This is a genomic window from Trichlorobacter thiogenes (assembly GCF_900167465.1).
Taxonomy (GTDB): Bacteria; Desulfobacterota; Desulfuromonadia; order Geobacterales; family Pseudopelobacteraceae; genus Trichlorobacter; species Trichlorobacter thiogenes.
Genome location: NZ_FUWR01000010.1, coordinates 127,983 through 140,426, shown reverse-complemented (window position 1 = coordinate 140,426; position 12,444 = coordinate 127,983). Strand labels below are relative to the sequence as shown.

Sequence of the window (12,444 nt, the reverse complement as noted above, 5' to 3'; positions counted from 1 at the left end):
TGACGTTACCCCATTGACTGAACCAGTTTTAGCTTAGTGTTTTCGGCCTTTTGGTTCTGATTATGTTTTGCAACAAATTCTTCTGGCGTCATTTTGTTTAACGACTTGTGTGGTCTTTCAGAATTGTAGTCCAGCCGCCAGTTCTCGATTATCTGTCGTGCGCTGTTCAGGCTGACGAAAACATTGTCATTGAGGCATTCGTCCCTGAACTTTCCATTGAAGCTTTCGATGTATGCGTTTTGAACCGGTTTCCCCGGTTGAATAAATCTGAGCCTGACGTTGTTTTCAAAGGCCCACAAATCCAGTGCCTTGCTGATGAACTCCGGCCCATTATCAACGGTGATGACTTCCGGCAGACCTCTGGTCAAGGCCATGCGTTCAAGGATTCTGGAAACCCGCTGGCCGGTCAGCGAGTGGTCTGCTTCAAGCACAGGACATTCACGGCTGAAGTTGTCTACCACGGTCAGAACCCGGAAACGTCTGCCGTTGTAGAGGCTGTCAGATACAAAGTCCATGGACCAATGCTGGTTGATCCGTTCTGGTTTGTCCAAGACCACACGGAGATGGCTGATACGCTTCCTGCGCTTCTTTAGTCTGAGTGAGAGGCCTTCCTCGCGATAGAGCCGTTCTGTGCGCTTGTGGTTAATCAGGTGCCCTTCCCGACGCAGCAGGGTATGCAGACGGGGAGCGCCAAACTTGCGACGTTGTTCAGCAAGCTCACGCAGGCGTGATCTGATGGCCTCATCGTTCTTTGGCTTCGCCTGGTACCGATGACTGCTCCGGCACAGCCCGACTATTACACAGGCCCGTCGTTCACTGAGCTGGTGGATCTCCATGAGAAAGACCACCACCTTTCGCCGGGCGGCAGGCGTTACCACTTTTTTGAAAGAACGTCCTTGATGGCTTTATTCTCAAGCATGCTGTCAGCAAGCATCTGCTTGAGTTTCCGGTTCTCGTCTTCAAGCTGTTTCAGGCGTTTGGCGTCAGAGACTTCCATGCCACCAAATTTGCTGCGCCAGTTGTAGAAGGTTACATCACTGATACCGTGCATCCGGCAAAGGTCAGCCACCTTCATACCGGCCTGGGCCTGTTTCAGGATGCCGATAATTTGCTCTTCTGTAAAACGCTTCGTTTTCATGTCTAGTCTCCTCTGGGAGTTCTAGACCGAAATCGCTAAGCTGGCAATGGATCAGTTACAGGGGGTAACGTCAAATAACGGAAAGAAATCATTTAGTGAGCTCAGAAATAATAAGTAATATTCGTTTTTACCATCACTGTACTGCTGTTTATTCTTATAAAATCAATAAAGCAATTGAACTTAGTACTAACGAATGCAAACAACTATTTATTACATTATGACTTATTTCGCATATAAAAATATTTATTGCTATTTTAAACTCCGTTTAGCCGCCCCAATTTAACAATTCCTCAAGATGAGCAGACCACCTTGAAAGCCACTCTTGCTTCTCTTTGTCATACCTATAGCGGTTGTATGTCCTAATAATGCCGCGCTTTTTATGATTTTGCACTTCATCAATTATCTCATCAGAGCAACCAAGTGAAGCAAGACCGGTTGCAGCTGTTCGCCGCAGATCGTGAGGGGTCCAGCGAGGCAAACCAAGATATGCTGGCTTTATGTGGTGAGAGACATGATGAGAAAGCGTATTTACATAAAGCGGCCCATGTGAACCACGACTAGCAGGAAATACATATCCTTCAGTTTCAGGTAATATCGACATTGCTAGGTCTGTTAGATATACTCGATTTTCACGCCCATTCTTGCTGCGCTCTGCCGGTATAGTCCAAACTCTTCCTTCGATTTCACTCCAATGCAGCCTTGCGACTTCTCCCGGTCGCTGGCCGGTAACCAAAATCAACAAGATTGCCCGCCGGATGTATTCTGAGTTCCCCCAGCAACTTAAAGTTTCCCAAATATGCTTTATCTCTGAATCCGACAGCACCCTATCGCGCTCTTTAGATGATGCTTGGGGAACGGCAACGCCAACCCCCGCAAATGGATTATATTCCACCATCTCGCGTTGTACCGCATAAGAAAACATAGCGCGGCCAGATAGCAAAATATTCCGCGCTGATCCAGGCGTGCCTAGTGCCGCTATACTCTCAATAAGCGCGATAGCATCGCGCCGACGGATAGCGGTTATCGGCTTATCACCCCAGGCTGGTATTAAATGTTTTTCCATTCGGTAGTCATGATTTTTTACCGATTGTTCAGCAAGGTGGGTTTTTACGTGACCAAGATACAGTGCCTTTAACTCGCTCACTGATATCATTTGTGATTCAGCTTGAGTGGGAACTTTAGTAGATGCCAGTGGGTCAATACCGTTAGCGACCGACTGTGCAGCGGCTAAATATTTTTCACGCGCTTCAGCCAAAGACGTGTGGGGATAATTACCCAAGTTCAACCTTCGGCGCTTACCGCCTATCGTATAAATATACTGAAAGGTCTTAACCCCCGATGGCAAGACACGGATGGTAAAGCCATGCCCCTCTCTTTTGCAAAACTCCTTCTCAGCTGCTTTGAGCGAAGCTATAAACTTTTCAGTAAATTTCATGGAACCCCCATGGAACCTCCAGCTTGTTTGCAAGAGGTGACACAAGATAAATAGCCATGAAACACCATACCAGATATTTTTATTTATTATCAATCATTTATTTAACAAAAAACCATGGCAGTCCGAACTTACTAAATAGCACGAAACCACTCTTTACATTTCTGCAAAACCTTTATTAAGCGGTTCAAATCCGCTCGTCGCCTCCAAACAAAAACAACGGGTTAGCTTACACAGCTAACCCGTTTTGTTTTTGTCACGGGCCTCTTCTGGAACAGCTACCCACCTCTCACTCCCGTTCTTCTACACACCGGTAATGTTATTAAGTAGGTATTAAGCAACTATACGTGTATAACCCAAAACATCTTATGTCATTTCGAGCAGATGGAGCCTCCATGCCTATTACCAGAACGCTGCAAGAACTGGCAGATCATCTCGGTGGACAAACCATGGGGGACCCTTCCCTCATCATTACGGGCCTCGGCACCCTTGATCATGCAAAGGAAGGCCAAATAACCTTTCTAGCCAACCCCAGATATGCAGCAAAGGTCGAAACCACCAATGCCTCGGCAATAGTCATGACTGCTGCAGCTAACGGGTTTGGCCGCAACGGAATTGTCGTAACAAACCCCCATCTCGCGTTTGCCAAACTGCTCGCCCTTTTTACGCACCGAAAGCGAACCGCCAAAGGTGTTATGACCGGAGCTTTTATCGGTGAGAGGGTCACGATGGGTGCCGATGTATCTGTCTACCCCGGTGCCTACATCGGCGACGGGGTAAGCATCGGTGATCGGGCAACCATCCACGCTAACGTCAACCTGTATGAAGGAGTGACACTTGGTGACGATGTCACATTGCACGCAGGCGTATCAGTACGGGAAGGCAGCCGGATCGGCAACCGTGTTACCATTCACAATGGCTCAGTCATAGGTGGTGACGGTTTCGGCTATGCACCGGATGGTGATGGCTGGTTCAAGACCCCCCAGATCGGCGTTGTTATTATTGAAGATGATGTAGAGATCGGGGCAAACAGCACCGTAGACCGGGCAGCGCTTGAAACCACCCGCATCGGACGAGGTACCAAGATTGACAATCTGGTGCAGATTGCCCACAATTGCCAGATCGGCGAGAACTGTATTATTGTGGCCCAAGCTGGAATTGCCGGAAGCACCAAACTAGGAAAACATGTCACTCTAGGTGGCCAGGTGGCAATTGTAGACCACTTGGTAATAGGCGATAACGCCATGATCTCTGGTCAATCAGGTGTCTTTAACAATGTTGCAGCAGGCGCTGTACTAAGTGGCACACCAGCCATCCAGCATCAGTCACGGCTTAAGTCTGCCGCCGTTTTCCCCCACCTGCCGGAGATGCGTAAGACCCTCTCAAAACTGGGAAGTCGCATGACTCAGGTTGAAGAGCGTCTGGGGGCACAGCCTGATTCATTGTAGCTACCCCAGTTTATAACTCTTTACCGCCCTGCAAATGGATTTTTGCAGGGCTTTTTTATGTTCCTTAGAGCGATCCCGTGCTATGCTTTGCACCAGTAGATCACCTTATACAGACTGATGGTAACAGCTATGCTCCTGCACAAAAAAGAGATCCTGAACCTGCTGGCTGAAGAGACTGAGGCGCTGCACTTTGCCTCATTACTCCGTGCCTTTGGTGGCCGCCATATCAAGAACGATCTTAAAGAGTTGGTGGATGATCTGGTTCGTAATGGCGAGGTTCTCCGCCTGCGCGGAAACCGCTATACCCTGCCAGGGACCGACAACAGCGGTACCGTACAGGGCAGCATCTCGATCCATCGTGACGGCTACGGCTTTGTCAAACCGGAGAGTGGTGGGGAAGACATCTTTATTCCGGGCAAGAACATCAATAATGCCCTGCATGGCGACAAGGTATCGGTCAGGGCCGAGAAGAGCCGTTCCCAGCGTGGCAAGCTGGAGGGCCGGGTGGTTGCGATCCTGGAACGGGCCAACAGCCGGATCGTGGGACGCCTGCAGCAGAGCAAGCGCGGCGCCACCCTGGTTCCTGAAGAGCTACGGATCGGCACCTTTTTTACGGTACCGGGCAATGCGGTTAACGGAGCGGTTGATGGGCAGCAGGTGGTGATTGAAGTCACCGCCTGGCCGGTTGGAGGCCGCCCGCCAGAGGGCAAGGTGGTTGAGATCCTAGGCTGGCCCGATGATCCCGATGTTGAGGTGCAGACCGTTATCCGCAAATTTGCCCTGCCCCACAGTTTTGAACCGGAGACCCTGGCAGAGGCCCAGGCTGCACCGGCACAGATCAGCAAAGATGACCTGAAGGATCGGGTGGACCTGCGCAAGCTGCCCACGGTCACCATTGACGGTGAAACAGCCAAGGATTTTGATGATGCCGTTGCCATCCGCCCTGAAGGCCGGAATTTCCGGCTCTGGGTCTCCATTGCCGATGTCTCGCATTACATTAAACCAGGCAGCCTGCTTGACCGCGAGGCCTACCTGCGGGGCACCTCGGTCTATTTCCCGGATCGCTGCATCCCGATGCTACCGGAACGGCTTTCAAACGGGATCTGCTCCCTCAATCCCCGCCTTGACCGCCTGACCATGACCGCTGAGATGCTCTTTGACCAACAGGGCACGATGCTGGAATCCAGCTTTTACCCCAGTGTGATCAAGAGTGATGCCCGCCTGACCTACACCAAGGTTAAGCAGGTCATCGTCGATGGCGATGAAAAAGCACTTGAAGAGGATCGCGCTCTGGCTCCGATGTTGCTGCAGATGAAAGAGCTAGCGCTGATTCTGCAGGCAATGCGCAAACAACGGGGCAGTATTGACTTTGACCTGCCGGAACCGGAGATCATCCTTGGCCTGACCGGACAGACCGAGGCGATCATCAAGAGTGAACGGAACCTGGCCCACCAGCTGATTGAAGAGTTCATGCTGGCTGCCAATGAGGCCGTGGCCCGCTTTGTAACAGCACAGGAGATGGCCTTCATTTACCGAATCCATGAGCCGCCTGATCCGACCCGTCTGACCGCCTTCCGCGACTTTATCCTGCCCTTTGGCTTTACCCTTGAGATGAAGGGTGATCAGGTTGAGCCATCTGCCATGCAACAATTGATCACCGATGCCGAAGGCAAACCGGAGGAACGACTGGTCAACTACGGCCTGCTGCGCTGCATGAAACAGGCCCGCTATGCCGCTGAAAATCTGAAACACTTCGGTCTTGCCTCCAGCTGCTACACCCATTTCACCTCACCGATCCGCCGCTACCCGGATCTGATCGTGCATCGCCTGCTGAGACTGGCCCTGGATCGCAAGGCGGGCACACTGGACAAAAAAGGACAGCGGGAATTGGAACGGATCAGCAGCACCCTTTCCGAGGCTGCCGAGCATACCAGCACCCGGGAACGGGTGGCTATGGAGGCAGAGCGGGATATTGTGGAACTGAAAAAGCTCCAGTTCATGCAGGGCAAGATCGGACAGGAGTTTGACGGATTCATTGCCGGAGTAACCGGATTCGGCTGTTTTGTTGAACTGTCCGAGGTCTTTGTGGAAGGATTGGTACACCTTTCCACCCTGTCAGACGACCTCTACTCCTTTGATGAACAGAACCACTCCCTGGTGGGACGCCGGACAGGACGCACCCTGCGGATCGGCGATCCGGCACGGGTACGGGTGGTGGCGGTCAATCCCCAGGCCCGCAGGATTGAGTTTGTGCTGGAAAGTCACAGTACGGTACGCAGAGATGTCACAATCGCAACAACGACAACCGAAGAATATCCGCGCATACCGATCAGGGGCAAACGGCCGGTACTGAAAGGTACCCCGAACGGAAACCGCCGACGTTAGTTGCACCTTTACGGGGCCTGTGTTAGCGTTGCCCAATCATTTCTTATTCCGATTCCAGATCAAGGATGATAGCAAGGCGGCAAGGAAATTGGCGACGCAGACGTACACGCAGTACATTGAGGAGCCAATGACGAGCCAACGAAGATAGGGCCTTGATGTGGAATTGGAATTACAGGAGCTGTCATGTCTGAAGAACCATCCAAGGTCCTCCCTTTTATCGAACATCTGGTAGAACTACGCAAACGCCTGATCATCATTGTGGTGGCCGTGGTCATCGGCATGGGTTTCGCCTGGAATCTGGCCGATGAGATCTTGGTCTTCATGGAAAAGCCGCTGACCGGTACAACCTATCTGGATACAGCCAAACAGAAGGGCTACCTCTACCTCAAAGAGCACTATCCAGCCATCTATGGTCGTGCAAACCTTGAAAAGGAGCTGAACAAACCCAAAAAACAGCATTCCCTCAACTACACCGCACCACTTGAGCCGTTTTTCATCCAGTGCAAGATATCAGTAATTGCCGGTTTTGTGCTGGTGCTGCCGATTGTCTTTCATCAGCTCTGGGCCTTTATCGCCCCTGGCCTAACCCGCAAAGAACGCAGACTGGTGGTGCCGTTTATCACCGTGGCCACGGTTGCTTTCTGTCTCGGTGCGATGTTTTTCCTAACCACCATCTGGCCCTTTATTATTAATTTCTCCCTCTCCTACGAAACCGAGGGGCTGCGCAGTTGGCTGTCTCTTTCAGCCTATGTTGATTTCTGCCTGCGTCTGATCCTGCTGTTTGGCTTGATTGCCGAGCTGCCGATTCTCACCCTGCTGCTTTCCCGTTTCGGGATTGTAACCTACGAGTTTCTGGCCCCCAAACGGAAATACGCCCTGCTGGCCAGCTCCATAGTGGCCGCCTTCCATGCGGATCTGGTGACCATGTTTGTGATCATGATCCCGCTCTACCTGATGTATGAAGTCAGCGTTTGGGTGGCACTGATCTTTGGCAAGAAAAAGGTCACTCCCCCGGCTGAGCCGGAGCCGGATACGGTATAACAACCGGGGACCATGCCGGGGAGGTAACAGGACTTGACAAGTCTTTTGCCACCACGGTATAAAGGGATCATCAAAGTCCTTTTAGGAGCCTCCCATGATGGAACTAACCCGTAAGGGTGACTACGCCATACGCGGTATTATTTACCTGGCAAGCCAACCACCCAACAAGATTTCACTGTTAAGTGAAATTGCGACAGCGGTGGATGTACCCCAGACCTTTTTGGCAAAGATATTCCAGCAGTTCAGCAAGACCGGCATTGTCAAGTCGTTCCGCGGCACCGGCGGCGGTTTTCTGCTGGCCGGCCCCCCGGAAGATATTACGCTGCTACAGGTAGTTGAAGCGGTTGAAGGTCCTATTTTGCCAAACCGTTGCGTTCTGAAACCAGGCGAGTGTGAACGGGATCTCACCTGTACCGTCCATCCCGTTTGGCGCCAGGTACAACAACAGGTACGCGGGCTGCTGGGAAACATCACCCTCAAAGAGCTGACAACAAAATAAATTGCTGTTTTTATTGCATTTTAACTGTTTTTGATTGACAGACAACACGAGGTTTGCTACAAGTTTTGCACAATTCAACCTAACGGTTCAGCTTAAAGTCTCGCGTCTACCTGCGGGACTTTTGTCGTTTTTCAACCCGGTATCAAAATTTTACCGGTAATTTCAGCATGAAAGGAGTTAGCCGGACAAATCCTCCCATCACTTCCGGCCCTGGTTGCCTGTCCGGCACCACCCGCCCAGTCTTCCCACACAAAATTCTATGAGAAAACAAACTATCATTAAAAAAATCAGCTGTTTAACCATTGGTCTAGCCCTGTTCTGGACCCCTGTTCTGTTTATGGCCTGCAGCAAGGGGCCTCAACCTGCTGCCTCCCATGCTTCACTTGACCGTGACCTGTCAGAGACATCCCTTGAAAAAGAGATTCGCAATGTCATGGAAAAAGGGATTTCAATGGCAGAACGTAAGCGCCAGGTACCGGTTATTGAACTGGCCTTTGCCCGTCAAACCACCCCTGAGCGAGCCCGCAACCTGGCAGCACTCTGTTATTTCAAGACTCTGGGCACCCCCTTTTCTCCCCTCGACTTGGCTGAGATTGCCCTGGCTGAAACCGGTGGACATAGCCTGTCTTCAAAAGCAACATCCACTAAAGGAGCCATTGGTGTCTGGCAACTGATGCCGAAACAGGCACGCAGCCATGGCTACACCCCCGAAGAGATGCGCAATGACGAAAAATGTGCAGAGGCAGCAGTGCGCACCCTGCTAAGCAAACTGGATGTTGCCGACGGTAACATGGACCGTGCCAAGAAGTTTTACTGTGGCGTTGGTCCCCAGGCGGATGCCTATCTGAAAAAGCTGCGTATTATTCGACAGGCGCTGCTTGAAGAGCTTGACCAGACTAAAGAGAAGGTTGCCTTGAACGAAAAGGGAAGCAGTATCCAGTGAAGCGGTTTCTGCTGCTCATCATGCTGCTTTCAGGACTATCTGGTTGTGCTGCAGTCGTCACCTCACCGAAGGTACGACTGCAGCAGATCAACCCGACAGGAATTGATTCAGCGGGTCTGAATATTGAGGTCAACCTGCTGGTTAACAACCCTAACCGGTTTGATCTGACTCTGCAGGACTGTTCCTATACCCTGCAGGTGGCTGGCCTGCCGTTTAGCTCCGGTGCGACTCATCAAACGACACTCTTCCCAGGCAACAAAGAAACGCAGATCAAAATTCCTGTGCGAATCCGCCATGCGGACCTGCTTGAACTACTGAAACGCCAGCTTGATCTTGACCATACCCCCTACCATCTGACAGCTGTCCTGCAGGTAGACACTCCCTTGGGAGTATCATCCATCCCGCTTGACCATCAGGGACAACTCCCCATTCCACCCCAATATCGCCCCGATGCAGCGCTACAGCGTCTAAAAAGCCTCTTCGGCCCACGCTGACAGCCCCCCTTTTCGCTTGCCCTGCTCTGCCCGGCTCTGCTATAGTTCTTCGGCTTTTTAAGGCATCTGCACCCTCGAAAGGAACTGTTCTCCGTGGAAGACAGCACCCCCGGTACAACCTGCTCTGGCTTGAAACTACGCACCAGAATGTTCCTGTTGTCGATGGTCTCCTTTACCGCCATTTTGATTGTTTTGGTGTTGGGAACACTGTTGTTGAACGAAGTCAGGATCAATGGCAGCAACTACAAAACCATCCGCAACAGCAAAGATGCCCTGGAAAAAATCGCCCTGCTTAAGTCTGACATCTACCAGTTAAACGGTGAAGTACTGGCCTTTATGGCGGAACGGGATCGAAATGATGCCCAGGCGCTGCTGGCTAAAATCAAGGACCATACCGATGACATCGATTTTAAATATGATGATGTCCAGGGCCTGATCGAATCACAACAAAAGCGGGAAGCCATAATCAAGGCTGAAGCGATCTGGAACGATTACAAGAAGACCCTGCTTGAAGAGATTATTCCCTCAGTTCAGCGTGGCGACATGGTCCGTGCCAATGCCTTGCTGAGTGGCATTCAGGAACAACGTTTCAGCTCCTTCACCTCAACCGTCGCCCTCATGGTGGACAACCTGCGCCGGGACGTCTATCAGACCGAAAAGCAGATTACCGCCATTACCCGTAGCAAGACGATAACAACTGTTGTCGTTATTGTTATTTTAATTACCCTGATCGCCATCCTTTCCACCTACATTACTGAATCGGTTACCCGCCCCATCAAACGTTGCGTAGAATTTGCCAAGCAGGTGGCTGGTGGCTCACTGGAAGACCGACTCACCATCAAGGCCTGCGGTGAAGTAGGTGATCTGGCTGCAGCCATGAACACCATGGCCGAGAATCTGCACAACATTGTCACCCGCCTGAATGCTGCAACTGGTGAACTGACCGCAATCGACCGTAACATTGAAACAGCCGCCCGTCAGGTAGTGGGGGCAACCCATATCCAGGAAGAGGCGGTCAGCGAAACAACTCGTACGGTAGAGCTGATTAATGCTTCGGTTCTTGAAATATCAGAAGGGGTTGATCAGCTTTCCTGCTCAGCAACCGAGACCTCTTCATCCATCCTGCAGATGGCAGCCAGCGTTGAGGAAGTGGCATTGAATACGGATAAACTGGGCGAGTCAGTGGATGAAGTCAGCTCCTCAGTAATCGAAATGGCAACCTCCATCAAAGGGATCGGCAATAACATTGTCAGCCTGCTGGATGCCTCAACCACCACCGCTTCATCGGTGGCCGAAATGGATGCCACTATCCGTCAGGTTGAAAAGAACGCCATGGATACGGCCATCATCTCTGAAACCGTCAAGACCGATGCCGCCAACGGGCTTAAATCCGTACAGGAAACCATTGCCGGTATGCAGGAGATCCGACGGGCATCTCAGATTACCGCAGAAGTGGTGGAACACCTCTCCCTGCGCGCCCACGATATCGGCGCAATTCTATCGGTGATTGATGAAGTGGCAGAGCAGACCAACCTGCTGGCCCTGAATGCCGCCATTATTGCAGCCCAGGCCGGTGAGCACGGCAAAGGCTTTGCCGTGGTAGCTGATGAGATCAAGGAGCTGGCCGAACGGACCTCATCCTCCACCCGCGAGATCGGCGAGGTGATCAAAGGGGTCCAGGAAGAGACCGGCCGCGCTGTGGCCGCTATTAACATGGCAGAACTGGCCATCGGGGCAGGCGAAGAGCTATCAGAACGATCCGGTGCTGCCCTTGAAAAGATCGTGTCTGGCGTTCGTCAGGCAGGTCTGCAGATTGACGCCATCGCCCGTGCAACAGTGGAGCAGGCCAAGGGTAGCCAGAGTATCCGGGTAGCCATGGAACAGGTTGAAGAAATGGTGGAACAGATGGCCAACTCAGCCCGTGAGCATAGCCGCGGCAGTGACCTGATTACCGTTGCCGTTGAACGGATGCGGGAAATGACCGGTCAGGTGCGGGGCTCCACCAGAGAACAGAGTAAAACCAGTATCCTGATCGCCAAGGCAACCGAAGATATTATTGTGATGATTGACCGGATTCGGGAGGCCTGCGGCGCCCAGACGCAACACAGCCGTTCCATTGACAAGATGGTGGAAAACATCCGCCAGTCATCCGCCACCACCTCCCAGGCGGCACAGGTCATGAACAGCGCCGTTACCGGTCTTTCACAGCAGATTGATCAACTTGAAAAAGAGATGTCAGGATTCAAGATATGAAAAGTCGTATCCAGACCCGGTTCAACCAATTGCACAAGCAGGGTGGCAAAGCACTGGTCACCTTTATCACTGCCGGAGACCCTGATCTGGCCACCACCGCAGCCCTGCTGCCACGTATGGCAGAGGCCGGCGCTGATATTATTGAGCTGGGCATTCCGTTCTCTGATCCCATGGCAGACGGACCCACCATCCAGCGGGCCTCAGAACGGGCACTGGCAAGCGGCGTCACCCTTGAGGCCGTCCTGGCAATGGTCAGTAGTATCAGGGACCAAGTTTCAGCGCCAATTGTTTTAATGGGCTACAGCAACCCGATCTATTCCTACGGTTGGCAGCGTTTTGCCCAGGATGCGGTTAAGGCAGGGGTAGATGGCCTGCTACTGGTTGATCTGCCACCGGAAGAGGCTGGCGAACTGCTCCCCGCCTCAAAGGCAGCCGGTCTTGAGGTCATTTTCCTGCTGACACCCACCTCCGATGAGACCCGGATCAAACAGGTTAGTCGTCACGGCAGCGGTTTTCTCTATTATGTTACCGTTACCGGGGTTACCGGTGCCCGTCAATCGGTCTCAAACAGCCTTGCTGATGAACTGGAAAACGTACGGAACAGCATTAAACTTCCGGTTGTAGCAGGTTTTGGTATCTCAACCCCGGAACAGGCAGCACAGGTGGCTGCAGCAGCTGATGGTGTTGTGGTCGGTAGTGCCATCGTCAAACTGTTTGAGCAGTACCAGGGAGAACAGTTGCAATCTGAGGTAACCGGGATGATCAGATCACTAAAAGACGCACTTTCGTCGTAAGATTTTTCCTGAGAGGA

General features: G+C 52.0%; 10 protein-coding genes. 8 read left to right on the top strand and 2 right to left on the bottom strand.

Annotated elements, in window-relative coordinates; translation table 11 throughout:
* Positions 1 to 5: 5 nt before the first annotated feature.
* Positions 6 to 1,138 (bottom strand): IS3 family transposase gene (locus B5D39_RS10270; protein ID WP_425274625.1). Its coding sequence is split into 2 segments (ribosomal slippage): positions 6 to 886 and positions 886 to 1,138, totalling 1,134 coding nucleotides; the frame shifts between segments, so codons are not numbered across the junction.
* A 265-nt stretch (positions 1,139 to 1,403) separates the two neighbouring features.
* Positions 1,404 to 2,573, bottom strand: a complete 1,170-nt coding sequence (locus B5D39_RS10265; protein WP_078790380.1) for a tyrosine-type recombinase/integrase — start codon at positions 2,571 to 2,573, stop codon at positions 1,404 to 1,406.
* A 392-nt stretch (positions 2,574 to 2,965) separates the two neighbouring features.
* On the opposite strand from B5D39_RS10265, the gene lpxD reads away from it, so the two are divergent.
* The 8 genes from lpxD to trpA all read left to right on the top strand — a co-directional run bounded on the left by lpxD (position 2,966) and on the right by trpA (position 12,427).
* Positions 2,966 to 4,018, top strand: coding sequence for a UDP-3-O-(3-hydroxymyristoyl)glucosamine N-acyltransferase (gene lpxD / locus B5D39_RS10260; protein WP_078790379.1), 1,053 nt, complete (start codon positions 2,966 to 2,968; stop codon positions 4,016 to 4,018).
* Between the two features lie 129 nt (positions 4,019 to 4,147).
* Positions 4,148 to 6,403: a ribonuclease R gene (gene rnr / locus B5D39_RS10255; protein WP_078790378.1), complete on the top strand. Its 2,256-nt coding sequence runs from the start codon at positions 4,148 to 4,150 to the stop codon at positions 6,401 to 6,403.
* Between the two features lie 183 nt (positions 6,404 to 6,586).
* Entirely contained in the window at positions 6,587 to 7,444 is an 858-nt protein-coding gene (gene tatC / locus B5D39_RS10250; protein ID WP_078790377.1) for a twin-arginine translocase subunit TatC, read from the top strand.
* 94 nt (positions 7,445 to 7,538) lie between these two features.
* Positions 7,539 to 7,943 carry an RrF2 family transcriptional regulator gene (locus tag B5D39_RS10245; RefSeq protein WP_078790376.1) on the top strand — a complete coding sequence of 135 codons (405 nt, stop codon included), beginning with the start codon at positions 7,539 to 7,541 and terminating at the stop codon, positions 7,941 to 7,943.
* 259 nt (positions 7,944 to 8,202) lie between these two features.
* Complete coding sequence (locus B5D39_RS10240) at positions 8,203 to 8,886, top strand: transglycosylase SLT domain-containing protein (protein WP_078790375.1); 684 nt, start codon at positions 8,203 to 8,205, stop codon at positions 8,884 to 8,886.
* Complete coding sequence (locus B5D39_RS10235; protein ID WP_078790374.1) at positions 8,883 to 9,380, top strand: LEA/WHy family protein; 498 nt, start codon at positions 8,883 to 8,885, stop codon at positions 9,378 to 9,380. Before B5D39_RS10240 ends, B5D39_RS10235 begins: the two co-directional genes overlap by 4 nt.
* 93 nt (positions 9,381 to 9,473) lie before the next feature.
* The gene (locus B5D39_RS10230) at positions 9,474 to 11,633 is read left to right on the top strand and encodes a methyl-accepting chemotaxis protein (protein WP_078790373.1); all 2,160 of its coding nucleotides are present in this window, start codon (positions 9,474 to 9,476) and stop codon (positions 11,631 to 11,633) included.
* Positions 11,630 to 12,427 (top strand): tryptophan synthase subunit alpha, encoded by a 798-nt coding sequence (gene trpA, locus B5D39_RS10225; protein ID WP_078790372.1) that lies wholly within the window; start codon positions 11,630 to 11,632, stop codon positions 12,425 to 12,427. Before B5D39_RS10230 ends, trpA begins: the two co-directional genes overlap by 4 nt.
* Positions 12,428 to 12,444 lie beyond the last annotated feature (17 nt).